Origin of the sequence: Nocardioides pantholopis (assembly GCF_003710085.1) — a bacterium.
Classification (GTDB): Bacteria; Actinomycetota; Actinomycetes; order Propionibacteriales; family Nocardioidaceae; genus Nocardioides; species Nocardioides pantholopis.
In genome coordinates this window covers 1,121,465-1,144,632 of the sequence record NZ_CP033324.1, presented here as the reverse complement: position 1 = coordinate 1,144,632, position 23,168 = coordinate 1,121,465, and the positions used below count along the sequence as shown (strand labels likewise).

Genomic DNA, 23,168 nt, shown 5'->3' with positions numbered 1-23,168 from the left:
ACCGTGGCAGGCTCACCGCCGGCACCCTGGCGGCAGTTCAAAACGGTGGCAGGCTCACCGCTCACCCGCAGCCACCCGGCCGCTCACCCGCACCGACCCGCCCAGTCAGCAGGTCAGCACGTCACCCGACCCGGCGGGCGGCGCCGGTCAGTCCCAGAGCCGGACGACGACCCGGCCCGCGATGGCGGGGGCGGGGGTGCCGGCCGGCAGGTGGGCGTACTTGCGGCTGTCGGGCCACACCAGGTCGGCGGCGCAGTCGAAGGTCTCCCCCACGACGTCGGTGCGGACCTCGACCGAGCCCGGGAAGGCGGCGCGCGGGCCGCGCACGGCCCCCGGCTCCAGGACGACCACGTCCAGGGCGCCCGGCTCGGACGCCGGGCCCTCGGCCCAGCCGCCGGGCTGGCCGGTGAACCACACGACCGCACGGGTGTCGTCGTCGGTGGAGGTCGCAGCCCGGGTCGCGTGCGGCTCGGCGACCAGGAGCTCGCCGGTGCTGCAGGTGCGACCGCTGATGTGCAGGGCGCCGGAGATGACGACCATCTCCTCCCCCGCGGGCTGGTTGCCGGTGGCGTCGCGACGCCAGCCGGACGGGAAGCCGACGAGCACGGCCCGGTAGGGGCGCTCGGGATCCGCGTGCAGCATCACCATTCCGGCGGGCACCTCGGCGCCGGCGACGGGGTGGTGGCCCCAGGCCAGGTCGGGCGAATCGAGGTCGATGACGCTCATGCGGTTCCCTTCGTCGGAGTGCCCCGGCCGGGGGCGGGCGGAGTGCCGCGACCAGGGGCGGCTGGCGTGGCGCGGAGCAGCTCGAGCGCCTCCTCCTCGGAGACGACGTCGGCGTACTTGGCGTCGAGGTCGAACAGGTTCTGCTCGTGCGTGGTCGCGTCCCGGTCGCCGCAGGCCTCCCGCACGACGAGCGGGCGGAAGCCGTGCTGGAGCGCGTCGAGCGCGGTGGCCCGCACGCAGCCGCTCGTGGAGAAGCCCAGGACGTAGGTGGTGTCGACCCCCAGCGCGCGCAGGGTGGAGGCCAGGGAGGTGCCGAAGAACCCCGAGGCGTACTGCTTGGTGACGACCACCTCGCCCGACAGCGGCGCCGGCGCCGCGGGCGGCTCGGCCCAGGGCGAGCCCGGCTCGAAGGCGGTCAGACCGGGGACCTTGACGGCGAACCAGCCGGCGTCCGCGCCGCCGGCGGCGATCCGCACCTCGGTGAAGAGCACCGGGTGCCCGGCCTCGCGGGCGGCGGCCACGACCCGCTCTGCGCTGACCCGCGCCGCCTCGAAGCGGCCGCCCTCGTCGGTCAGCGGGCCGCCCTCGAGGTAGGCCCGGCACACGTCCACGACGACGACGGCCGGGGCGCTGCCCGAGCCGACGCGGCCCAGGAAGCCGGCGGAGGTGTAGTCCTCGGAGCGCTCGGCGGCCATGGTCAGATCACGCCGCGCTCGGCGAGCTCGGCGCGCCGCTCGACGGAGAGGCCGAGCAGCTCGCCGTAGACCTCGTCGTTGTGCTGGCCCATCTCGGGGCCGGACCAGCGGACCGAGCCCGGGGTGGCGGAGAGCTTGGGCACCACGTTCTGCATGGCCAGGGACCCGAAGTGCGGGTCCGGGACCCGCACGATGGCCTCGCGGGCCTGGAAGTGCGGGTCCTCGAGCATGTCCGCGGCCTTGTAGATGCGACCGGCGGGGACGCCGCCGTCGTTCATCAGCTCGAGGAGCTTCTCGGCCGGCACCGTCGCGGTCCACTCCGAGATGAGCTCGTCGAGCACTGTCTGCGCGCGGCCCCGGCCCACGTGGGTGGAGTACTCGTGGCCCGGCGCCGACCACTCGGGCCGGCCCATGGCGGCGGCCAGCCGGGTGAAGACCGAGTCCTGGTTGGCAGCGATCAGGATCAGCTGCCCGTCGCTGGTCGGGTAGACGTTGCTGGGCGCGACGTTCGGCAGGATCGCGCCGGTGCGCTCGCGCTGGTAGCCCGCGGCGTCCCACTCGGTGACCAGGCTCTCCATCATCGCGAGGACCGCCTCGTAGATCGCGCTGTCGACGACCTGGCCCTCACCGGTCAGGTGGCGGTGCTGCAGGGCGGACAGTGCGCCGACGGTGGCATGCATGGCGGCCAGCGAGTCGCCGATCGAGATGCCCGCGCGGGCCGGCTGCCGGTCGGGGTCGCCGAGGACGTAGCGCAGCCCGCCCATCGCCTCGCCGATCGAGCCATAGCCGGCGCGCTCGGAGTACGGGCCGGTCTGGCCGTAGCCGCTGACCCGCACCAGGATGATCCCGGGGTTGACCTCCTTGAGCCGCTCGTAGGAGAGGTTCCACTTCTCCAACGTGCCGGCGCGGAAGTTCTCGACCACGATGTCGGCCTGCTTGACCAGCTCGAGGAAGAGCTCCTGACCCTCGACCTCGCGCAGGTTCAGCGTCACCGCGCGCTTGTTGCGGCCCACCACGGGCCACCACAGCGACTTGCCGTCGGTGCGGCCCCACTGACGCATCGGGTCGCCGGTGCCGGGCGCCTCGATCTTGATCACGTCGGCGCCCTGGTCGCCCATCAGCGTGGCGGCGAACGGGCCGGCGAGCAGCTGGCCGGCCTCGAGGACGCGCACCCCGCGGAGGGGGCCGGACCCGGTCTCGGAACTCGTCATGCGGCTGATCGTATATCCGATATCCTGGGCGTCGCACTGCCCCCGACAAGTTTGGACGGTACCCCGTGAGCCCTGACGAGCCCGGCTCCCCCGCCGCAGACGTTCCGAGCCTCGTCCCCGCTGTCGAGATCGTCGAGGTCGCCCCGCGCGACGGTCTGCAGAACGAGGCGCGGGTGCTACCGACCGACGTCAAGGCCGAGCTGGTACGCCGCAGCCTGGACGCCGGCCTGCGCCGCATCGAGGTCACCGCGTTCGCGCGCCCGGACCGGGTGCCGCAGATGGCCGACGCCGAGGCGCTGCTGGCCGAGGTGGTCGGCGACCCGCGCCTCACCGCGATCGGCCTGGTGCTCAACCGCAAGGGTCTGGAGCGCGCGGTCGCGGCCGGCTGCGACGAGATCACCGCGGTCGTGGTCGCCTCCGACGGCCTGGCCCTGAGGAACCAGGGCGCGGACACCGCTGCGCAGATCGAGGCCTGGCACACGATCGCCGCCGACGCGCGGGCCGCCGGGATGAAGGCGAGCGTGATCATCGCGGCCGCGTTCGGCTGCCCCTTCGACGGCGAGGTGTCCACCGAGCGGGTGCTCGAGGTGGCCAAGGGCTGCCTGGACGGCGGACCGGACGAGCTCGCGATCGCCGACACCATCGGGGTGGGCGTCCCCCGCCAGGTCACCGCGATCGTCGGCGGGCTGCGCGCGCTGGCGCCCGAGGTTCCGCTGCGCGCCCACTTCCACAACACCCGCAACACCGGCTACGCCAACGCCCTGGCCGCGATCGACGCCGGCGTCGGCGTGCTCGACGCCTCCGCTGGCGGCATCGGCGGCTGTCCGTTCGCGCCCGGCGCCACCGGCAACATCGCGACCGAGGACCTGCTCTACCTCCTGCACCGCTCCGGCCTGCCGACCGGCATCGACCCGGCGGCCGTCGCGGCGACCGGCACCTGGATCTCCGAGCAGCTCGGGCTGGACCGGGCCCCGGCGATGCTGGGCCGGGCCGGCTGGTTCGGCTCCGCCCTCGGCTGAGAGCCGGCACCCGTCCCCCCGGCAGCCCACCCCGGCACCCGCCGACCCCGGCACCCACCGAGCAGGAGAACCAGATGGCGATCAACCCCGGCGGCGCGCCCCTCTCGATCGTGGCCGGCGTGCGCGAGTTCGCCGCGGCCACGCCGTCCGGGACCGCGGTGATCGACGGCGACCGGACGCTGAGCTTCGCCGACCTCGACGAGCGCGCCAGCCGGCTCGCCCAGCACCTGCTCGGCACCGGGCTCGCCCGCGGCGACCGGGTCGCCGTGCTGCTCGGCAACCGGCTGGAGTATCCCGAGGTCGCCGCCGGCATCGCGAAGGCGGGCCTGGTGATGGTGCCGCTCAACCCCCGGCTCACCCCGCCGGAGGCGCGCTACATCCTCGAGCACAGCGACGCCCGGGCGGTCGTGCTCGACGACCTGCTCGCGCCGATCGTCGACGACACCGTGCGCGACCGCGCGCTGCCCTGCCTGGTCCTCGACGGCACCACCCTGGGTCCGGCGTACGAGGAGGCGCTCGCCGCGGCCCCCGCGGACGACCCGCTGACCGAGGTCGCCGAGCAGGACCCGTTCTGCATCACCTACACCTCCGGCACCACCGGGCGCCCCAAGGGCGTGCTGATCTCCCACCGCAGCCGGGTGCTGACCTTCTCGATGAGCGCCCTGGAGTGGGGCCTGGGCGCGGGGCGGGTCTCCGCGGCCGTCGCCCCGATGTACCACGGGGCCGGGTTCGCGTTCGGCTACGCTCCGGTCTTCACCGGCGGCACCGTCACGATGCTGCGCCGCTGGGACGCCGAGGCGTTCCTCGACCTGGTCGAGCGCGACCGGGTCCAGTCGGCGTTCCTCATCCCCACCCACGCGCACGCCCTGCGGGCCCTGGGACCGGACGCGATCGCCCGGCGCGACCTGAAGTGCCTCGACACGCTCTACTTCAACGCCGCCGCGCTGCCGTGGGCGCTCAAGCAGTGGGTGATGGACACGTTCCCCGCCTGCGGCGTGCACGAGCTCTACGGCTCCACCGAGTCCGGGATCATCACGAACCTGCGCCCCGCGCAGATGCGTGCGAAGCCGGGTTCGGTGGGCCACCCCTGGTACCTCACCGAGGTGCGGATCGTCGACGACGCGGGGATCCCGGTGCCGGCCGGCACCCCCGGCGAGCTGTTCAGCCGCTCGCCGTACCTGATGAACGGCTACCTCGACGACCCGGAGGCGACAGCCGCCTGCACGACCGAGGACGGCTTCGTGACCTGCGGGGACATCGCGGTCGCCGACGAGGCGGGCTTCATCTCGATCGTGGACCGCAAGAAGGACCTGATCATCTCCGGCGGGACGAACGTCTACCCGCGCGAGGTCGAGGAGGTGCTGGCCCAGCACCCCGCCGTGGTCGAGGCCGCTGTCGTCGGCGAGCCCGACGAGCGCTGGGGCGAGACCGTGGCCGCCCATGTGGTGCTGCGTCCCGGCTTCGAGCTGGACGCGGTGGGCCTGGAGGCGCACTGCCGCGGGCAGCTGGCCGGCTACAAGGTCCCGCGGCGTTGGTACGGCGCCGCGGCGCTGCCCCGCAACGCCGGCGGGAAGGTCGTCAAGCGGGAGCTGACCCCCGGCTGACCACGGGCCCGCCCGGGTCGGCCCGCGCCGTCGCCGGCGTCCGATCCGCGGAACTGGGCCGACGCGGGGACGCCGGGCACTGGCGCTCGTGCGCCATCCCGCCCTATTCTGAGCAGAATTGGAATACCGTTCCACAACATGGAACAGATGCAGGAGGAGCTCGTGACCGCAGGACCGCTCGACGGCATCAAGGTGATCGACGCCTCGACCATCCTCGCGGGCCCCCTCGCGTGCCAGATCCTGGGCGACTACGGGGCCGAGGTGATCAAGATCGAGCACCCCACCAAGGTCGACGGGATGCGCGGTCACGGCCCAGCCAAGGACGGCACCCCGATCTGGTGGAAGGAGATCTCGCGCAACAAGCGCACGGTCGGCCTGAGCCTGAAGGACCCCGACGGCGCCGCGCTGTTCCTCCGGCTGGCGGCCACCGCCGACGTCGTGGTGGAGAACTTCCGCCCCGGCACGCTCGAGAAGTGGGGCGTCGGCCCCGACCGGCTGCACGAGGTCAACCCCGGCCTGGTGATCGCCCGGGTGACCGGCTTCGGCCAGACCGGGCCGTACTCCTCCCGGGCCGGCTTCGGCACGCTCGCGGAGTCGATGAGCGGCTTCGCCCACCTGACCGGCCAGCCCGACGGGCCCCCGACGCTGCCGGCGTTCGGCCTCGCGGACTCGATCTGCGGCATCGCCGCCTCGTCCGCGATCTCGATGGCCCTGCTGGCCCGCGAGCGCAACGGCGGCAAGGGCCAGGTCATCGACCTGGACCTGCTCTCCCCGATCATGACCGCGGTCGGGCCCGGCCCGACGGTCTACCAGCAGACCGGCGTCGTCGGCATGCGGCACGGCAACCGGTCCACGAACAACGCCCCGCGCAACACCTACGAGACCTCCGACGGCCACTGGGTCGCGATCTCGACCAGCGCGCAGGCGATCGCCGAGCGCGTCATGCACCTGGTCGGCCACCCCGAGGTGCTCGACGAGCCGTGGTTCGCCGCCGGCAACACCCGCGCCGAGCACGCCGACGAGCTCGACGGGTACGTCGGGGGCTGGATCGGCGCGCGCACCCGCGACCAGGTCGTCACCGCGTTCACCGAGGCCGGCGCGGCCATCGCCCCGATCTACTCCGCGAAGGAGATCGTCGAGGACCCCCACATCCGCGAGACCCAGATGCTCACCGAGGTCGACGACGCCGACCTCGGCCCGCTGCTGCAGCACAACGTGATGTGGCGGATGTCGGAGACCCCCGGCTCGATCCGGTTCACCGGCCGGGCCCACGGCGAGGACACCGAGACCGTGCTCGGCGAGCTCGGGCTCTCCGCCGACGAGCTGGCCGACCTGCGCAGCCGCGCCGTCATCGGCTGAGCGCCGCCAGACCAGCCGAGCCGACCCCCGATCCCGGGCAGACCCGGATCCGCAACGAAGAGGACAGATGACCGAGAACACCACCGACCAGCTGCTCGCCGCGATCGCGGCGGGTGTGCGCGTGGTCGACATGGGCCGCACCCTGACCGTGGGCATGCCGCAGTCGCCCAACCACCCGGCGTACTGGCACTCCCTGCCCCGCCGGCACGGCGACATGGTGCGCTCCGACGGCGGATCCGCGGCCAACGACATGATCACGATGGGCACTCACGTCGGCACCCACATCGACGCGCTCTCCCACGTCTCCCAGGACGGGAAGATGTACGGCGGCCTGGACGCCGGCGACGCCCTCGAGGGCGGGCGCTACGTCCAGCTCGGCGCGCACACGATCGCCCCGATGGTGCGCCGCGGCGTGCTGCTCGACGTCCCCGCCGCCCTCGGCGTCGGCCGGCTCGAGGCCGGCCAGGAGATCACCGTGGCGGACCTGGAGCGCACCTGCGAGCAGCAGGGCACCGAGATCCGCGAGGGCGACGTGGTCCTGGTCCGCAGCGGCTGGGGCCAGCACTTCGACAACGGCGACAACGACCTCTACCGCGGCCTGAGCACCGGCGTCCCCGGCGTCGGCGCCGCGGGCGCGACCTGGCTGGCCGGGCACGGCATCCACGCCACCGGCGCGGACACGATCGCCTACGAGCGGCTCGCGCCCGGCGCCGGCCACGGGCTGCTCCCGGCGCACCGGGTGCTCCTGGTCGAGCGCGGCATCTACATCATCGAGGCACTCGACCTGGAGGAGATGGGCCGCGACAGCGTCCACGAGTTCCTCTTCGTGCTCTCGCCGCTGAAGTTCTTCGGCGCCACCGGCTCCCCCGTGCGCCCGATCGCGGTGGTCGGGGCATGAGCGAGCCAACCCTCGGCGCCCAGCTCGCGGCGTTCGCCGTCCGCAGCGCCAAGGACGGCGTGCCGGCCGACGTCGCCGCCAGCGTGCACCAGCGCACCCTCGACGTGCTCGGCCTGTGCGTCGCGGCCCACCGGCTGCCGACCAGCGCCGCGGCGATCGCGCACGTGCTCGACCAGGGCGGCCACGAGCAGGCCACGATCGTCGGCTCCCCGACCCGGGTGACCGCTGCCCAGGCCGCGTTCGCCAACGGGGTGCTCGCGCACTCGCTGGACTACGACGACACCCACCTGCCCTCGGTCCTGCACCCCAGCGCCAGCGTGGTCCCGGCCGCGCTCGCCGCCGCCGAGCACGCCGGCGCCAGCGGGGAGCTCACGGTCCGCGCGATCGCCGTCGGCCTGGAGGTGGCGGTCCGGCTCGGCATGGCCGGCTACGACCAGGAGCTCGGCAACTCGGTCTTCTTCGAGCACGGCCAGCACGCCACCTCGATCACCGGCGCCATGGGCTCGGCGGTCGCCGCCGCCCTGGCGTACGGCCTCGACGAGCAGGGCGTCCTGGACGCCCTCGGGCTCACCGCGTCGATGGCCTCCGGCATCATCGAGGCGAACCGCACCGGCGGCACCGTCAAGCGGCTGCACTGCGGCCTCGCGGCCCAGGCCGGCGTGAACGCCGCGCAGCTGGTCCGGCGCGGGTTCACCGGCCCGCCGACCGTGCTCGAGGGCCGGTTCGGGTTCTTCCAGGCCTGGCTGCACGGCCAGTTCTTCCCCGACGCGGTCACCGACGGCCTCGGCTCCGACTGGTCGGTCCCCGGCATCTTCTTCAAGCCCTACCCGGCCAACCACTTCACGCACACGACCGTCGACGCCGGCCGGGCCTTCCGCGAGCGCGGGATCACCCCCGACCAGGTCGCGAAGGTCGTCGTCGGGGTCGCCGGCTCCACCGTGCGCACCATCGGCGAGCCGATCGAGGTCAAGCGGACCCCGGAGACCGGCTACCAGGCCCAGTTCTCCGGCCCCTTCGCGTTCGCCACCGGCCTGCTCGGCGGCGGCGGGCTCGGCGCCGCGCTGGACGACTACAGCGACGCCCTGGCCACCGATCCCGCGCGGCGGGAGCTGATGGCCAAGGTCGACGTGGTCGCCGACGAGCGCTGCAACGAGATCTACCCGTTCCAGTTCCCGGCCGTCGTCACGCTGACGACGACCACGGGCGAGGTCCTGGTCGAGGAGGTCCTCACCAACCGGGGCGGACCCGCACGACCGCTGAGCGACGAGGAGCTGGCCACCAAGTTCAGCGACAACGTCACTGGGCGCCTCTCCGACACCGCCGCGGCCGCCGTACGCCGTGACGTGCTCGACCTCCAGGGAGCGGGCGACGTCGCCCGAGTCCTGTCCCCCCTGGCTGCCCCCCTGGCTGCCCCCCTGGCTGCAATGTCCACCCTGATCCCTGCTGAGGAGTCCAAGTGAGCGAGCTCGACCTGATCATCACCAACGTCGCGGTCGTGCTGGCCGGCGAGTCCGAGCCCCAGCGCGTCGACATCGGCATCAAGGACGGGAAGTTCGCCCGCCTCGAGGCCAACCTCTCCCCCGAGCTCGCCGAGACCGTCGTCGACGGACGGGGCCGCACCGCGTTCCCCGGCGTCGTGGACGCCCACCAGCACTGGGGCATCTACAACCCGCTGCCCGAGGACGTCGTCAGCGAGAGCCGCGCGTCGGCCCAGGGCGGCGTCACCACCGCGCTGTCCTACATGCGCACCGGCCAGTACTACCTCAACAAGGGCGGCGACTACGCCGACTTCTTCCCCGAGGTCCTCGAGCTGACCGACGGCAAGGCGGTCATCGACTACGCCTACCACCTGGCCCCGATGAGCAAGAAGCACATCAGCGAGATCCCGTCGCTGGTCACCGACCACGGCGTGACGTCGTTCAAGGTCTTCATGTTCTACGGCAGCCACGGCCTGCACGGGCGCAGCACCGACCAGAGCTCGTTCCTGATGACGCCCGAGGGCGAGCGCTACGACTACGCCCACTTCGAGTTCGTGATGCGCGGGGTGCAGAAGGCCCGCGAGGAGAACCCGGAGATCGCCGACCAGATCTCGCTGTCGCTGCACTGCGAGACCGCCGAGATCATGAGCGCCTACACCAAGATGGTCGAGGAGGAGGGCACGCTGACCGGCCTCCCGGCGTACAGCGCCTCGCGCCCGCCGCACTCCGAGGGCCTCGCGGTCACGATCGCCTCCTACCTGGCGCACGAGACCGACCTGCCGACGATCAACCTGCTGCACCTGACCTCGCGCAAGGCCGTCGAGGCGGCGCTGACGATGGCGGCCGCCTTCCCGCACATCGACTTCCGCCGCGAGGTCACCGTCGGGCACCTGCTCGCCGACTGCGACACCGCGCACGGCGTCGGCGGCAAGGTGAACCCGCCGCTGCGCCCGCGCGAGGACGTCGAGGCGCTGTGGGGCTTCCTGCTCGACGGCAAGATCGACTGGGTCGTCTCCGACCACGCCTGCTGCAAGGAGGAGCTGAAGTTCGGCGACCCGAAGGACGACGTCTTCCTGGCCAAGTCCGGCTTCGGCGGCGCCGAGTACCTGCTGGCCGGCATGGTCACCGAGGGCTCCAAGCGCGGCCTGTCCTTCGGCCGGATCGCCGAGCTGACAGCCACCAACCCCGCCGAGCGCTACGGCCTGGGCGCGACCAAGGGCGCGATCAAGGTCGGCATGGACGCCGACGTCGCCCTGGTCGACACCGACCACACCTGGACGGTGCGCGCCGAGGAGTCGGAGTCGACCCAGGAGTACACCCCGTTCGAGGGCGCCGAGCTGAAGGCCAAGGTCACCGACACCTTCGTGCGCGGCCAGCAGGTCATGACCGACGGCGTCGTCACCACCGAGCCCGTCGGCCGCTACCTCTCGCGCCCCACCGCCTGAGCGTTCGCGCCTCGTACGACGAGGGGGTGGTGACCGGGATCCCCGGTCACCACCCCCTCGTCGCACGTCCGGCCCCACCGGGGCCGGGGCTCAGGCTCGGCGCACCGCCCAGGCCGCTCCCCGGCCGGCGGCCGGGTCCAGCTCGACGAACGTGACAGGCTCCCCGGCGCTCGCCTCCTCGCTGCCCTGGCGCAGCATGTCGTCCGGGGCGGCGCAGACCAGGACCGGGACCTCGGCCGCCGCCAGCCGCGCCTGGGACTCGAACAGGAACGCCGCGCGGTAGGAGTCCTGGTACGTCGGCCCGCTCTTGAGGAACTCGAGCACCAGCCGGTGCAGGTGCTCGGTCTCCCCCGGGCCGGTGGGCCGCACGTGCGCGGCGTCCTGGCGGTACCACGGCCAGAAGAGCATCACGTCGCGGATCGTGTGCCAGGCGCGGAGCAGGTGCTCCCCGTGCCGCTCGGGCGCCATCGAGATGAAGTAGTTCTCGAGCAGGTCGGCGCGCTCCTCCTCCGCGAGGACCGGCAGGCCGTCGGCCACCACCGAGGAGACCAGGTCCGGGCGCCGGACGGCGAGCTCCAGCGAGATGCAGGCGCCGGTGTGGCTGCCGTAGGCCTGGACCCCGGCGAGCCCGAGCGCCTCGAGGACCGCGCCGGTCGCGTCCGCGAAGTCGCCGATCCGCGGGTCCTCGGCCCGGCTCGGGGTCGAGTAGCCGTTGCCGAGCGTGTCGGGCGCGATCACCAGGTGGTCGGCGGCCAGGTCGCGGACCAGCGCGTCGAAGCTGTCGGCGGAGCCCGGGGAGCCGTGCACGAGCAGCAGCGGCGGCGCGGCGGGGTCGCCGTCGATCCGGACGTGGCTGACGCCGTGCTCGGTGGTGACGTAGCGGCGGGTGGTGCCGCCGGCGTGCTCGACCACCGGGGACGGCGGGGCGTCCGGCAGTCCGAGGTCGCGGTCGAACGCGGCCATCAGCCGGTCCAGGTGCTCCTCGTTCCCGACGCTGTGCACGGTCATCGTCGGGGCCTCGACCCGGAGCCGGTCCAGGTGCTCGTGGAGCGGGTCGGCGTGCTTGGCGATCAGCAGGGCCGGGACCCGCAGGCCGCCCAGCGCGGCGCGCGCGTCGTACCGGAACGCCGCGCGGTAGGCCACGCCCCAGTCCAGGCCGGCGCGCAGCATGTCCATGGTCATCAGGTGCAGGTCGGCCAGCGACGGCATCGACTCGTCGAGCCGGCGCTCGCCCTCCTGGCGGTACCAGGGCCAGAACGTCCACATGTTCCGCATCCGGTGCCACGCCTCGACCAGGTGGCCGCCGTGCCAGACCGGCACCGTCGGCGGGGTGTAGCGCTCGAGCTGCTCGGCCATCTCCTCCACGGTGTAGAGGCCCAGCCCGTCCATGACCAGCTGGGCGACCCGCTCGGGGGCGGCCACGGCCGTGGCGAGCGCGATCTTGGAGCCGGTGTGGGTGCCGCCGAGCACGAACCGGTCCAGGCCGAGGGCGTCGGCGAACTCGACCACCCGGCGGGCGTAGTCCGGGATCTCCGGGTCCGGGCCGCCGTAGGGCAGCGGGTCGGACTGGCCGTAGCCCGGGGTGTCGAGGGCGTAGACGGTGAAGTCCGCCGCGAGCCGCTCGATCCACGGCACCATGGCCGCGGAGGACATCGGTGAGGAGTGCAGCACCACGACCGGCGGCCCCTCCCCGGCCCGCCGGTAGTGCAGCTGGCCGCCCGGGAGATTCACGTAGTGCCGTTCGATCATGCGCTCGCCTCACATTCGAAACAATGTTCCTGATGGCGGAATCATTCTCGCACCGACGACGTCCGGGGGCTGCCGCGGTCCGCCGCTCGGGTCGGCCGACTTCCGGGTTCTCGGGCCAGCCCCGCCCGACCTCAGTCCGGCCCCGAGTCCCAGCCGAGCAGCGCGGAGAGGGCGCCGGTCGCCGCGAGCAGCCGGTCGCGGCAGTCCCCCAGGCTGCCGGCCAGCCGGGCCGCGGGGCCGCACACGCTGAGGACCGCGACCGGACGCCCGTCGTGCTGGAGCACCGGGGCCGCCACCGACGCCGCCCCGTCCTGCCGCTCCCCGGTCGAGGTCGCCCAGCCGCGCGCCCGGACCTGAGCCAGGTCGCGGCGCAGCTGCGGCAGGTCCGGGCCGTCGACGAGCACTCCCGAGCGGAGCCGGCGCGGCGTCGGAGCGAGGTGCCGCTCCAGGTGGGCCTCGGGCAGGTACGCGAGGAAGGCGCGCGAGGACGCCCCCACGTGCAGCGGGTAGGGCTGGTCGAGGGTCACCGACACGATGACCTCCCGGTCGGGGGTCACCTGGTCGACGTACACGCGGGCGCGCTCGCCGAGCAGCACCGAGAGCGTGGCCGTCTCCCCGGTGTCGGCGGAGAGGTCCTCCAGCGCCGGCCGGGCCATCCGCCGTACGTCGATGCGGTTCAGGTAGCTCACGCCCAGGCGCAGCGCCCCGACCCCCAGGACATAGCGGTGCGTGCTCTCGTCGACCTCGACGAGGCCGCTGGCCCGCAGGGAGCCGAGCGTGCGGCGGGTCGCCGAGCGCGACATCCCGATGGCGGCGGCCAGCTGCGGCACCCCGAGGCCCTCCCGCGGAGCGCGGGTCAGCTCGAGGAGCACGTCCGCGGCCCGCTCCACCGTGGCGATCGTGACACCGGTGGCGCCCGGACCGGCGGGCGTGCCACCGTCCTCGTCGTCGGCGGTCGCCGGCTGGACCGGCACCGTCGCCGGGTCGATGGAGATCGTCATGGTCGCCTCTCTGGGGTTCCGCATGCCGGAACGACATTCCTATAATGTGCGGTCACTGCTGCTCCACTCTCGGAAGGGGACGACCGATGTCGGACCGCCGCTCCGTCGGGCCCGCGGGCCCGTCCTCCTCCGACGCGGTCGGCGACGGGGGTCCGCCTGCTCCGCACCGGGTCCCGGCCGACCCGGCCCAGCTCTCGAGCATGCACGGGCGGGTGGTCGAGCGCCTCGGCAGCCTGATCGCGACCGGCGAGCTCACCGGCGTCCTCGACCCCGACCGGATCGTCGCGGAGCTCGGCGTCTCCCGGTCCTTGCTGCGCGAGTGCCTGCGCACCCTGGGCGCCAAGGGCATGGTGCAGGCCCGCCAGCGCTCGGGCACCACCGTCACCGACTCCACCCAGTGGGCCCTGCTCGACGAGCAGGTGATCCGCTGGCGCGCCTCCGGCCCGCGCCGGTTCGCCCAGCTGCGGGAGTCCCTGCAGCTGCGCGCCCGGCTGGAGCCGCTGGCGGCCGGGCTCAGCGCCCGGCACCAGGACGCCGCGGCGCTGGACGCACTGGAGGCGGCGGCCGTGCGGATCGACCGGGCGACCCGGGCCCGGGACCCGCGCCTGATGATCGAGGCCGACACCGCGTTCCACCGGCTGCTCTACCTCGGCTCGGGCAACCAGATGCTCGCCCGGCTCGCCGGCACTGTGCACGCCTGCCTCCAGGTCCCCGACTTCCAGCGGTACCAGCGCTTCAGCACCGACACCGCCGCGCGGCACGAGCGGCTCGCCGTCCTGGTCCGCAACCAGGACGTCGAGGGGGCCGAGCGGCTCTCCGGCGAGCTGATGGACCTCACCCAGGAGCTGTTCCTGAACGCCCACGACGAGGTCCTCGGCAGGTCGGCCGCGACGCCCCGATGACCGGCTGCCGCTCCCCGGGTCCCGGGGAGCGGCGGCAGGTCAGAGCCACCGGCTCAGGACGACCGGCTCAGGACCACCGGCTCCGGCCGACGACGTAGTCAGCGGTCTCGGCCAGGGTGGCCGGGCGGGTCTGCGAGAACAGGTTCGGCGGGAACCTGCTGACATAGCCGTCGAAGACGTCGCGGTAGAGGTCCCAGTGGACGTCGGGCTGCAGGTGCCGGGCCCGGAACTCCGCGATCGGGATCCGTGCCTGGAGCAGCGTCTCGTGCTTGCTCTCGGCCCGCGCCAGCACCCGGCCGTCGGGTCCGTAGATCGCCGAGCCGCCGGCGCCGGTGTCCTCGAAGTACGGGCCCTTGCGCAGCAGCAGCGCGTTGTTCGCGACCGCCACGTAGACCCGGTTGTACAGCGCCGAGGCCGCGATGTCGGTCTCGGTGAAGCTGCCGCTGGCGGTCCGCAGGATGACCTCGGCGCCCTTGATCGCGAGGGCCCGCATCAGCTCGGGCTCCAGCTGGGTCGAGGAGAGCGTGATGTTGCCCAGCGGGGTCTTCGCGATGGGCAGCACCGCGTCGGCACCGTAGCGCGCGACGTACTCGTCGAGCACGTCGTAGATCGCCGTCGTGAACAGCTCGAAACCGGGGAACAGCCCCCGGACGTTGCGGGCCTTCCAGTGGCTCGCGACCAGCTCGCCGTCCGGGCCGACCAGGTTGGTCATGCTCAGCACGTGGCCGGGCCAGTCGACGTCGTCCTTCACGTAGGCGCCGAAGGCGATGTAGGAGCCGTACTGCCGGGCCTTGGCCGCGATCGCCGCCACCTCGGGACCGTCCAGGGTGATACAGCGCTCCAGCGCCTCCTCCCGGGTCCAGGTGTCCCAGCCGCTGATCGGGAACTCGTGGAAGAGCAGCAGGTCCGGGCCGGCGCCGTAGTGGAAGGCGTTGTCGATGAGGTGGAGCATGTGCTGGAGGTTGTCCTCCATCTCGGCGCGATCCGCGGCGGGATGGATCCGGGACTGTGCCACCCCGAGGGTCCAGGCGTCCTGCGCCAGCGGGGCCACCGGATAGCGCCCCGGGTTCGTGTCTGCGTGCATGGCTCGCTCTCGTTCGCTCGGTCGGGGATCGACTCGGTGGAGGTACGGCGGGCCGGCGCCGGGAGGCATCGGCCCGCCGACGGGGGTCAGGCGGTCTTGCGCTCGCGGATCACCGTGCGCTTGACCAGGCGGTCGTCCTCCATCCAGTGCCAGGTGCGCACCTTCTGCTGGCCGTCGCGGCTGAGCTGGATCAGCTCGTAGAGGTAGTTGCCCTCCTTGAGCAGCTCCTTGTAGGTCCAGGTCAGCAGGATGTTCTGCTCGTCGGCCTGGTGCATGTGGCCGCTGATCCGGTCGGTCTCGAAGAGCACGTCGCGGCCCTTGAGCATGCCCGGGAACTCCACGGCCTCGACCCGGCCGTCGGGCCAGGTGTAGGTGTTGATCTGCTTGATGTCGCACGAGCCGTCCTCGGGCACCCACATCTTCAGGTGCGAGGCGTGCCGGTCGATCTCGTTGCCCTCGGGGTCGAGGTGGACGTACTCGCCCTCCCACTCGCCCAGGTGCTTGCTGAGGATCGGGAATTCGGCGTCCCAGGAGTTCATTGCGGGTTCCTTCCGGAGGTGTCGCCGCCGGCGCGGGTGCCGGACAGCTCGTCGATGCGCACGCAGGCGACGGTTCGACCGTCCGGCTGCGTGCTGAGAATGGGGACCTCGGTGCGGCACTTGGCCACGGCGGCCGGGCAGCGGGTGTGGAAGCGGCACCCGGACGGGATGTCCACCGCCGAGGGCACCTCGCCGACCAGCCCGTCGCCGTGCAGCTCGCCCACGACGAGCTCGGCCGGCGAGGCCGCCAGCAGCGCCCGCGTGTACGGGTGCTCGGGGGCGGTGAAGACCTGCTCGGCCGAGCCGTTCTCCACGACCACGCCGAGGTACATCACCGCGACCCGGTCGACCAGGTGCCGGGCCACGTCGAGCTCGTGGGTGATCAGCAGGTAGGTCAGGCCGAGCTGCTCGCGCAGGTCCTTGAGCAGGTTGACCAGGGTCGCCTTCACGCTGACGTCGAGGCTCGCGGTCGGCTCGTCGAGCACCAGCAGCTCGGGCTCGGCGGCCAGGGCCCGCGCCACGGTCACCCGCTGGAGCTCGCCGCCGCTGAGGTCGCGGGGCCGGCGGTCCAGGTACTCCACCGGCAGCCCGACCAGGCCCAGCAGCTCCTGGACCCGGCGCTCCACGGCTTCCTTGCCGGAGGCCAGGCCGTGCAGCAGGATCGGCTGGCTCAGGATGTGGCGCACCGACCGGGAGCGGTTCAGCGCCGACCACGGGTTCTGCGAGACCAGCTGCACCCGCCGGCGGGCGGCCAGGTCCTTGACGGTGACCGTGACGACGTCGCGGCCCCCGACCTGGACCAGGCCCTCGGTCGGCTCGACCAGCCCGACGAGCACCTTCGCGACAGTGGACTTGCCGCAGCCGGACTCCCCGATCAGGGCCACCGACTCCCCGCGCTCGATACGCAGGTCGAGGCCGTCGACCGCGTGCACGACTGGCGCGTCGGCACCACGGCTCCCCCGGCGGCGCCCGCCGCGCAGCGGGTAGTGCTTGACCAGGCCCTCGACGGTGACGACGGGGCCGGGCGCGCTCTGCTCGGCGATGGTCATGCCATTCCTCCGGGGTGGTGGCACCGGACCGTGTGGACACCGATCAGGCGGGGCTCGGGGTCGACCTCGCGGCACCGGTCGTCGGCGCGCGGGCAGCGTGGCGCGAACGGGCACCCGGGCAGCCGCTGCGCCCCGCTGACCGTCCCCGGGATCGGCCGCAGCCGCTCGCCGGGGAGGTGCTTGCTGGGCATCGCCGCGAGCAGCGCGGCCGTGTACGGGTGCTGGGGGTCCTCGAACAGCTGCCGGGTCGGCGCGACCTCGACCAGCCGCCCGCCGTACATGACGCCGACCCGGTCGCACACCTGGGCCACGACGTTGAGGTCGTGGGTCACCAGCACGACGGTGTTGCCCAGCCGCTCGCGCAGGTCGACCAGGAGCCGGAGCACCTGGGCCTGCACCGTCGCGTCGAGGGTCGTGGTCGGCTCGTCGGCCAGCACCAGGCGCGGCTCGCGCGCCAGGACCGCGATCGCGATCAGCATCCGCTGCAGCTGGCCGCCGGAGAACTGGAACGGGTAGTCGCCCAGTCGCTGCCGCAGCCCGCCGAGCCCGACGCTGGTCAGCAGCTCGTGCAGCCGCTCGTCGCTCACGGTCCCGCCGGTGAGCCGGCGCAGCTGGGTGGCCACCGGGGTGACCGGCGACAGCGAGGTCATCGGCCGCTGCGGCACCAGCCCGATCTGGGTGCCCCGCAGGGCGCGCAGACCGGACTCGTTCAGGCCCAGCAGGTCCTGGCCGTCCAGCTCGAGCCGGGCCGCCGTGAGCTCGGTCCCCCGGGCCAGCAGCCGCATCAGGGCGGAGAGCAGCGTGCTCTTGCCCGATCCGGACTCCCCGACCAGGCCGAAGACCTCACCTCGGCCCACGGTGAAGGACACGTCCCGCACCGCGGGCAGCGGACCGGCCGGGGTCCGGTAGGTGACCCCGAGCCGCTCCACGTGCAGCAGCGGCCCGGTGGCCTCCTGGTCCGCTCCGGCCGGACCGGGGAGCGAGCTCACGACGGCGGCCATGCTCAGCCCAGACGCCGCAGCGCGGCCGCGTCGATGCGGCCCACGGCGAGCTGCGACTCGTCCAGGGCGGTGACGTCGCGGCGCTGCGCGATGAGCATCCGCGGGTAGACCGGCGGGATCGCGACGGCGTCCTCGGCGAGGATCCGGTCGACCTGCTTGGTCAGCGAGGCGCGCTCCGCGGGGTCGGTGGTGGCCCAGGCCTGGGTCATCAGGCCGTCGGCCTCCTTGTTCGCGTAGCCGAAGTTCATCGTGTTCGTCGACGCGTAGGAGGTGAACAGCGGGAACGCCGAGTCGCCGGCGCTGACACCGGTGATGTAGTTGGTCATCGCCATCTCGTAGTCACCCTCCATCCAGCGGGTGATCCAGGTGCCGGCGTCGGTGGTGTCGAGGCGGCAGGTGATCCCGGCCTTGGCCCAGCCCTGCGCGAGCACCTCGGCCATCTTCACCGTGGCCTCCGAGGAGCTGCTGATCGTCAGGGTGAACTCGACCTTGTCGACGCCGGCCTCGGCGAGCAGCTCCTTGGCCTTCTCGATGTCGGGCGTGGTCGGGTAGAGGTCGAGGTCCGGGTCGTGGGCCTCCAGCGCCGGGCCGGCCGGGCCCTGGGCGGGGGTCGCGGTGCCGCCGTACACGAGCTCGGCGACGCCCTCGCGGTCCATCGAGTGGGCCAGCGCCTGGCGCACCCGGACGTCGTCGAACGGCGCCTTGGTGGCGTTGAAGTAGGTCAGGATCGAGATCGGCGCGTCGACGACCTGGACGCTCAGCGCCTTGTCCTTCTTCAGGGTCTCCACGTTGCTGGCCGGGACGTCGGTCATCACGTGGATCTTGCCCTCGCGCAGGTTCACCAGTCGGGTGCCGGCGTCCGGGATGGCCTTGAACTCCAGCGTGTCCGGGCCCGGCGCGGTGCCGTGGTACCCCTCGTTGCGGCGCAGCAGCACCGACTGGCCCTGGGTGACCTTGTCGATCACGTAGGGGCCGGTGCCGATCGTGGTGTCGGTCTTCTTCAGGGTGTCCGCGTGCACGATCGGCAGGCTCGTCAGGTGCGAGCGCAGCACGCCGTAGGGCATGGCCAACGAGATGACGACAGTCTGCTTGCCCTTCGCCTTGGCGCCGGAGACGAAGTAGGCGAAGTAGCTGGTCCAGTCGGTGTAGGCGCTGGGGTCGCTGACGTGGTTGATCACCGCGGCGACGTGGTCGGCGGTGAGCGGGTCGCCGTTGGAGAAGGTGACGCCGTCGACCAGCTCGATGGTCCAGGTCAGGCCGTCCTCGGAGATGGTCGGGTCACCGGCGGCGAGCAGCGGGACCGAGTTCATCTCCTCGTCGTAGGTGTAGAGCGACTCGACGATCGGGTCGGTCACCCAGGCCAGCGAGTTGGTGGTGGCGACCAGCGGGTTGAGGTAGTCCGAGAGCGAGGGCAGGCCCAGGACGAGCGCGCCGCCGGCCACCGGCTTGCCGCCGGTCTTCCCCCCGGAGCTGCTGCTGTCGCTGTCGCCGCAGCTGGCCAGGGCCAGGCCGGCGGTGAGCACCCCGAGGCCGCCGAGCAGGCCGCGGCGGGAGAGGGCGAAGGAACCAGACGTCATGAGGAACTCCTAGAAGAGAAGAGAGGTTGGAGCGGACCCGAGGATCAGGGGGGGCGGTGCGGGCGAGCGGACCGGGTAGCCGGTCGGTCAGTGGCGGCCGCCGAGGCGCTGCTCGACCTCGTCGCCGAGCAGGTTGACGCCGATGGTGACGAGCAGGATCGCCAGGCCGGGGATCACCGAGAGCCACCAGCCGCCGATCATCAGGGCGCTCGTGGCGTCCGAGAGCAGGTTGCCGAGGCTCGCCTGCGGCGGCTGGACCCCGAGGCCCAGGAAGGACAGGGCGCTCTCGGCGAAGACCGCAACGCCCACCCAGAGGAAGGCCTGGACCAGCACCGGGGGCAGCACGTTGGGCAGCAGCTCGCCCAGCATGATCCGGCGCCGGGAGACGCCCACGACGCGCAGTGCGTCGACGTACTCCTCCTGGACCTCGACCAGGGTGGCAGCCCGGGTGACCCGGGCGAAGAACGGCAGGAACGAGATCGCCAGCAGCGCGATCACCTTGGTCCCGGCGGAGAGCGTGATCGGGCCGACGTCGGTGGGACCGGTGCCGATCATGCCGACGACGAACAGCGCCAGGACGAAGACCGGCAGGGCCTGGAGGGCCTCCATCACCCGCATCAGCGCGTCGTCGACCCAGGTGCCGCCCCGGTAGCCCGCGAGCAGGCCGATGGGGACCGCGACCACGAGTCCGGCGGCGACGCTGCCGAGCGCGACGAACAGGGAGAGCCGGGCGCCCACGGCGGTGCGGGCGAACACGTCGCGGCCCAGGTCGTCGGTGCCGAACCAGTGCGCCATGCTCGGCGCCTCGAGGGCCCCGCCGGTCCGCTCGTCCGGCGGCAGCGAGAACAGCGGGCCGACGATCGCGAGCAGGCAGAAGGCGGTGACCAGGACCAGCCCGACCCACCCGAGGACCGAGAGCCGCGGCAGGCTGGGCCGCCGGCGAGTGGGAGCGGCGAGCGCGCTCATCGCGAACCTCCGACGAACTGGGCACGGATCCGCGGGTTGATCGCGAAGTAGAGCAGGTCGACCACGAGCGTGCTGACCAGGAAGGTGCCGGCGGTCCAGACGGTCGCCGCGATCGCCACCGGGTAGTCGTGGGTGAGGAACGAGGTCACGACGAGCTGGCCGATCCCGGGGACGTTGAAGACGTTCTCGACCAGCACCGCTCCCCCGATGAAGGTGCCGAGCATCATCCCGAGCACCGTCAGCGTCGGGATCACCGCGTTGCGCAGCGCCAGCCGGGACAGCACCGTCCGCTCCGGGAGGCCCAGGGCCCGCCCGAACGCGACGTGGTCGGCCTCGAGGGCGTCGATCATCGAGGCCCGCAGGGTCCGCGCGATCACCGCCGAGGCGCCGATGCCCAGCGTGAAGGCCGGCAGCACCAGCGACCGCAGGTTCTCGACCGGGTCCTCGCTGAACGGCACCCAGCCGGAGCTCGGCAGCACCCCCGGGAGGTAGAGGCCGAAGATCATCACCAGCACCAGGCCGAGCCAGAAGCTGGGGATCGAGAGCGCCACGACGCTGCCGACCCGGACCACCCCGTCCAGGGTGCGACCGCGGCGGGCCGCGGCCAGCGCACCGGCGAGCATGCCGATCGCGGTCCACACGAGGAACGAGACCAGGCCGAGCTCGAGCGTGACGAGCATCCGGTCGCCGAGGAGCTCGGTCACCGGCGCGCCGGTGGTCAGGGAGCTGCCCAGGTCGAAGGTGAGCACGCTGGCGACGAAGGAGAGGTACTGCGCCCACAGCGGCTGGTCGAGGCCGAGCTGGGCCATCACGGCCGCGCGCTTCTCCGGGGTCGGGTTGCTGCCGAGGTAGGCCGTCTCGGGACCACCCGGGGTCGCGTGCAGCATCAGGAACACCATGGTGAGGACGAGGACGAGGACGACCAGGACCCCGCCGAGGCGTCGGAGCACGTATGACAGCATGGGCACCTCCCTTCCGTGAGATCGACCGCACATCGCGTTCCGCTATGCGCAACGTGGTTTCGCTCACAGTAGGCGGGCGACCGCCCGGCGGGAATAAAGTCCGACTTAACGAGGGCAGGCCCGACCTCCGGAACGCCCCCGCTGCCCCGGTTTCTGGGGCGGAACTCGCCGCACGACCGACCCCACCCTTGACAGTGGATGCCCGCCGCAGCAGGATCGAAACACTGTTTCCAATAACGGAACAAAGGGGACGTCCATGTTCAGCGAGATCCGCGTGGCGACGGTCGGGGTCGGCGACCTCGAGCGGTCGCAGGAGTTCTACTGCGCCACCTTCGACTACGCCGTCCTGGGGACGGGCACCGTCAGCGGTCCCGCCGCGGGCCAGCTGTGGGGGCTGCCGGAGGGCATGAGCGCGGAGACCGTGCTGCTCGGTCCCGCGGGCGCCACCAGCGGACTGCTGCGCCTGGTGCAGTTCGACCGCCCGGGCGAGCTGTACTGGGGCGACTACTCCCGGATGCAGGACTACGGCCACTACGCGCTGAACGTCCGGGTGCCCGAGATCCAGTCGGCGGTCGCCGCCATCCGCGCCCACGGCGGCTCGAGCAGGTCCGGCCCGACCCACTGGACCGTCACTCCCGACCTCTCGGCCTGGGACTCGCTGTCCTACGACCCGGACCGGGTGCTGCTCGACGTCTTCGAGCTCGAGCCGGCCCCCGGCTCGCTGCTGGCGGAGTACGACGGCCGCCCCTCGCCGCTGCAGACCGTGGCCATCCACAGCAGCGACGCGCGGCGTTCGGCGCTCTTCTACGCCGCCCTCGGCATGCGCCCGCTCTACGACAAGGTGCTGCGCGAGATGGAGTCCTTCTTCGGGCTCCCGGCCGGGACCGAGCTGCACAACATCAACATGATGAACCCGGCCGCGCCGGACCTGGGCCGCCTCGAGATCGCCCAGTACGTCGGCTTCCCGGGCCGCTCCCAGCGGGACCGGGCGGTGCCGCCCGCCCTGGGCATCCTCAGCGCGGCCCTCGAGACCGACGACCTGGCCGCGGCCGAGCTGCTGCTGCAGGCGATCGGCGCGGAGCCGGCCGGCGAGCGTGTCGAGCTCGACCTCCCGGGGCTGGGGACTGTCGCGACCCGCAGCTACTTCGGGCCCGACGACGAGCGCCTCGAGTTCTACGAGCGCCGGTGAGCACCGCTCCGCGCGGCGTGGCCCTGGTGACCGGGGCCGGCACCGGCATCGGCCGGGCCGTCGCCCTGGCGCTCGCCGACCGCGGCCACCGGGTGCTGGCCGTGGGCCGGCGCTCCGAGCCCCTGGAGACGCTCGCCGCGGAGGCCGGCGCCGGCGTGATCAGCGCGCACGCCCTCGACGTGGCCGACGAGGGAGCGGTGAGCGACCTGCTGGCCAGCACCCCCGGCCGCCTGGACGTCGTGGTCGCCTCGGCCGGGGTCTTCGCCCGGGGCCCGGTCGCCGACCTCGCCCTGGACGACTGGGAGCGCCAGGTCCGGGTCAACCTCACCGGCGCCTTCCTGACCCTCCAGGCGGCGGTACGCCGGATGCGCGACCAGGAGCGCCTCGACGACGGCCGCGGCCACGTCTTCACGCTGAACTCCGGCGCCGGCGTGGTCGGGTTCCCGACCGGGTCCGCCTACGCGGCGTCCAAGCACGGCCTGCGCGGGCTCGTCGAGAGCCTGCGCGGCGAGGTCGCCGGGACCGGCATCAAGCTCACCGACCTGGTCGTCTCGGCCACGGTGGAGAGCGAGATGAGCGCCGGTCGTGACGTCGCGACGATCCCGCCGGCCACCGTCGCGCACACGGTGCTGAGCTGTCTCGACCTCGGCGGCGCGGCCACCTGGGACCGGGTCGACCTCGGCCAGCTGCGCGACTGAGCGCGCTCCACACACC

The 23,168-nt window shown here is 73.0% G+C and carries 21 protein-coding genes; 9 read left to right on the top strand and 12 right to left on the bottom strand.

What is annotated here, in order from left to right; translation table 11 throughout:
- Window positions 1-147: 147 nt before the first annotated feature.
- From EBO35_RS05440 to EBO35_RS05430, 3 genes are read right to left on the bottom strand one after another with little or no spacing between them, the layout of a single operon-like run.
- Complete coding sequence (locus tag EBO35_RS05440; protein ID WP_122816819.1) at window positions 148-726, bottom strand: hypothetical protein; 579 nt, start codon at window positions 724-726, stop codon at window positions 148-150.
- Window positions 723-1,421, bottom strand: a complete 699-nt coding sequence (locus tag EBO35_RS05435; RefSeq protein ID WP_122816818.1) for an isochorismatase family protein — start codon at window positions 1,419-1,421, stop codon at window positions 723-725. Before EBO35_RS05435 ends, EBO35_RS05440 begins: the two co-directional genes overlap by 4 nt.
- Window positions 1,422-1,423: 2 nt before the next feature.
- Window positions 1,424-2,632, bottom strand: a complete 1,209-nt coding sequence (locus EBO35_RS05430; RefSeq protein WP_122816817.1) for a CaiB/BaiF CoA transferase family protein — start codon at window positions 2,630-2,632, stop codon at window positions 1,424-1,426.
- A 65-nt stretch (window positions 2,633-2,697) separates the two neighbouring features.
- On the opposite strand from EBO35_RS05430, the gene EBO35_RS05425 reads away from it, so the two are divergent.
- The 6 genes from EBO35_RS05425 (at window position 2,698) to EBO35_RS05400 (ending at window position 10,435) form a co-directional block, all read left to right on the top strand.
- A complete protein-coding gene (locus EBO35_RS05425) occupies window positions 2,698-3,651 on the top strand; it encodes a hydroxymethylglutaryl-CoA lyase (RefSeq protein WP_122816816.1) in 954 nt (317 codons plus the stop codon).
- Between the two features lie 74 nt (window positions 3,652-3,725).
- Entirely contained in the window at window positions 3,726-5,255 is a 1,530-nt protein-coding gene (locus tag EBO35_RS05420) for a class I adenylate-forming enzyme family protein (RefSeq protein ID WP_122816815.1), read from the top strand.
- Window positions 5,256-5,393: 138 nt separating this feature from the next.
- Window positions 5,394-6,614, top strand: a complete 1,221-nt coding sequence (locus tag EBO35_RS05415) for a CaiB/BaiF CoA transferase family protein (protein WP_241153876.1) — start codon at window positions 5,394-5,396, stop codon at window positions 6,612-6,614.
- A gap of 67 nt (window positions 6,615-6,681) precedes the next feature.
- Window positions 6,682-7,512, top strand: coding sequence for a cyclase family protein (locus tag EBO35_RS05410; RefSeq protein WP_122816814.1), 831 nt, complete (start codon window positions 6,682-6,684; stop codon window positions 7,510-7,512).
- On the top strand, window positions 7,509-8,972 hold the full coding sequence (locus EBO35_RS05405) for an MmgE/PrpD family protein (RefSeq protein WP_122816813.1): 1,464 nt from the start codon (window positions 7,509-7,511) through the stop codon (window positions 8,970-8,972). The genes EBO35_RS05410 and EBO35_RS05405 overlap by 4 nt, the downstream gene beginning before the upstream one ends.
- Window positions 8,969-10,435, top strand: coding sequence for a dihydroorotase (locus tag EBO35_RS05400; RefSeq protein WP_122816812.1), 1,467 nt, complete (start codon window positions 8,969-8,971; stop codon window positions 10,433-10,435). Before EBO35_RS05405 ends, EBO35_RS05400 begins: the two co-directional genes overlap by 4 nt.
- A 90-nt stretch (window positions 10,436-10,525) precedes the next feature.
- Here the strand turns inward: EBO35_RS05400 and EBO35_RS05395 are convergent, their stop codons facing one another.
- Entirely contained in the window at window positions 10,526-12,184 is a 1,659-nt protein-coding gene (locus tag EBO35_RS05395; RefSeq protein WP_122816811.1) for an alpha/beta hydrolase, read from the bottom strand.
- 131 nt (window positions 12,185-12,315) lie between these two features.
- Window positions 12,316-13,185, bottom strand: a complete 870-nt coding sequence (locus tag EBO35_RS05390) for an IclR family transcriptional regulator (protein ID WP_122816810.1) — start codon at window positions 13,183-13,185, stop codon at window positions 12,316-12,318.
- An 86-nt stretch (window positions 13,186-13,271) separates the two neighbouring features.
- On the opposite strand from EBO35_RS05390, the gene EBO35_RS05385 reads away from it, so the two are divergent.
- Complete coding sequence (locus tag EBO35_RS05385) at window positions 13,272-14,087, top strand: FadR/GntR family transcriptional regulator (RefSeq protein WP_164477823.1); 816 nt, start codon at window positions 13,272-13,274, stop codon at window positions 14,085-14,087.
- A 67-nt stretch (window positions 14,088-14,154) separates the two neighbouring features.
- Here the strand turns inward: EBO35_RS05385 and EBO35_RS05380 are convergent, their stop codons facing one another.
- The 7 genes from EBO35_RS05380 to EBO35_RS05350 all read right to left on the bottom strand — a co-directional run bounded on the left by EBO35_RS05380 (window position 14,155) and on the right by EBO35_RS05350 (window position 21,253).
- Window positions 14,155-15,171, bottom strand: a complete 1,017-nt coding sequence (locus tag EBO35_RS05380; protein WP_164477822.1) for a nitrilase-related carbon-nitrogen hydrolase — start codon at window positions 15,169-15,171, stop codon at window positions 14,155-14,157.
- A gap of 86 nt (window positions 15,172-15,257) precedes the next feature.
- Window positions 15,258-15,710, bottom strand: coding sequence for a DUF3598 family protein (locus EBO35_RS05375; protein ID WP_122816807.1), 453 nt, complete (start codon window positions 15,708-15,710; stop codon window positions 15,258-15,260).
- On the bottom strand, window positions 15,707-16,759 hold the full coding sequence (locus tag EBO35_RS05370; protein ID WP_122816806.1) for an oligopeptide/dipeptide ABC transporter ATP-binding protein: 1,053 nt from the start codon (window positions 16,757-16,759) through the stop codon (window positions 15,707-15,709). Before EBO35_RS05370 ends, EBO35_RS05375 begins: the two co-directional genes overlap by 4 nt.
- On the bottom strand, window positions 16,756-17,748 hold the full coding sequence (locus EBO35_RS05365; RefSeq protein ID WP_241153875.1) for an ABC transporter ATP-binding protein: 993 nt from the start codon (window positions 17,746-17,748) through the stop codon (window positions 16,756-16,758). Before EBO35_RS05365 ends, EBO35_RS05370 begins: the two co-directional genes overlap by 4 nt.
- A gap of 14 nt (window positions 17,749-17,762) precedes the next feature.
- A complete protein-coding gene (locus tag EBO35_RS05360) occupies window positions 17,763-19,337 on the bottom strand; it encodes an ABC transporter substrate-binding protein (protein ID WP_122816804.1) in 1,575 nt (524 codons plus the stop codon).
- Between the two features lie 87 nt (window positions 19,338-19,424).
- On the bottom strand, window positions 19,425-20,303 hold the full coding sequence (locus tag EBO35_RS05355) for an ABC transporter permease (RefSeq protein WP_122816803.1): 879 nt from the start codon (window positions 20,301-20,303) through the stop codon (window positions 19,425-19,427).
- Window positions 20,300-21,253: an ABC transporter permease gene (locus EBO35_RS05350; RefSeq protein ID WP_164477821.1), complete on the bottom strand. Its 954-nt coding sequence runs from the start codon at window positions 21,251-21,253 to the stop codon at window positions 20,300-20,302. Before EBO35_RS05350 ends, EBO35_RS05355 begins: the two co-directional genes overlap by 4 nt.
- A 268-nt stretch (window positions 21,254-21,521) precedes the next feature.
- Between EBO35_RS05350 and EBO35_RS19360 the strand changes: the two genes are divergently transcribed.
- Both EBO35_RS19360 and EBO35_RS19355 read left to right on the top strand, forming a co-directional pair.
- Complete coding sequence (locus EBO35_RS19360) at window positions 21,522-22,454, top strand: VOC family protein (RefSeq protein ID WP_164477820.1); 933 nt, start codon at window positions 21,522-21,524, stop codon at window positions 22,452-22,454.
- On the top strand, window positions 22,451-23,152 hold the full coding sequence (locus tag EBO35_RS19355) for an SDR family oxidoreductase (protein ID WP_164477819.1): 702 nt from the start codon (window positions 22,451-22,453) through the stop codon (window positions 23,150-23,152). The genes EBO35_RS19360 and EBO35_RS19355 overlap by 4 nt, the downstream gene beginning before the upstream one ends.
- Window positions 23,153-23,168 lie beyond the last annotated feature (16 nt).

Excerpts from the sequence above, each read along its gene's own strand:
- EBO35_RS05440 (WP_122816819.1), bottom strand. The coding sequence starts at position 726 with ATGAGCGTCATCGACCTCGATTCGCCCGACCTGGCCTGGGGCCACCAC.
- EBO35_RS05435 (WP_122816818.1), bottom strand. The coding sequence starts at position 1,421 with ATGGCCGCCGAGCGCTCCGAGGACTACACCTCCGCCGGCTTCCTGGGC.
- EBO35_RS05430 (WP_122816817.1), bottom strand. The coding sequence starts at position 2,632 with ATGACGAGTTCCGAGACCGGGTCCGGCCCCCTCCGCGGGGTGCGCGTC.
- EBO35_RS05420 (WP_122816815.1), top strand. The coding sequence starts at position 3,726 with ATGGCGATCAACCCCGGCGGCGCGCCCCTCTCGATCGTGGCCGGCGTG.
- EBO35_RS05415 (WP_241153876.1), top strand. The coding sequence starts at position 5,394 with ATGGAACAGATGCAGGAGGAGCTCGTGACCGCAGGACCGCTCGACGGC.
- EBO35_RS05410 (WP_122816814.1), top strand. The coding sequence starts at position 6,682 with ATGACCGAGAACACCACCGACCAGCTGCTCGCCGCGATCGCGGCGGGT.
- EBO35_RS05405 (WP_122816813.1), top strand. The coding sequence starts at position 7,509 with ATGAGCGAGCCAACCCTCGGCGCCCAGCTCGCGGCGTTCGCCGTCCGC.
- EBO35_RS05395 (WP_122816811.1), bottom strand. The coding sequence starts at position 12,184 with ATGATCGAACGGCACTACGTGAATCTCCCGGGCGGCCAGCTGCACTAC.
- EBO35_RS05390 (WP_122816810.1), bottom strand. The coding sequence starts at position 13,185 with ATGACGATCTCCATCGACCCGGCGACGGTGCCGGTCCAGCCGGCGACC.
- EBO35_RS05385 (WP_164477823.1), top strand. The coding sequence starts at position 13,272 with ATGTCGGACCGCCGCTCCGTCGGGCCCGCGGGCCCGTCCTCCTCCGAC.
- EBO35_RS05380 (WP_164477822.1), bottom strand. The coding sequence starts at position 15,171 with ATGCACGCAGACACGAACCCGGGGCGCTATCCGGTGGCCCCGCTGGCG.
- EBO35_RS05375 (WP_122816807.1), bottom strand. The coding sequence starts at position 15,710 with ATGAACTCCTGGGACGCCGAATTCCCGATCCTCAGCAAGCACCTGGGC.
- EBO35_RS05370 (WP_122816806.1), bottom strand. The coding sequence starts at position 16,759 with ATGACCATCGCCGAGCAGAGCGCGCCCGGCCCCGTCGTCACCGTCGAG.
- EBO35_RS05360 (WP_122816804.1), bottom strand. The coding sequence starts at position 19,337 with ATGACGTCTGGTTCCTTCGCCCTCTCCCGCCGCGGCCTGCTCGGCGGC.
- EBO35_RS05355 (WP_122816803.1), bottom strand. The coding sequence starts at position 20,303 with ATGAGCGCGCTCGCCGCTCCCACTCGCCGGCGGCCCAGCCTGCCGCGG.
- EBO35_RS19360 (WP_164477820.1), top strand. The coding sequence starts at position 21,522 with ATGTTCAGCGAGATCCGCGTGGCGACGGTCGGGGTCGGCGACCTCGAG.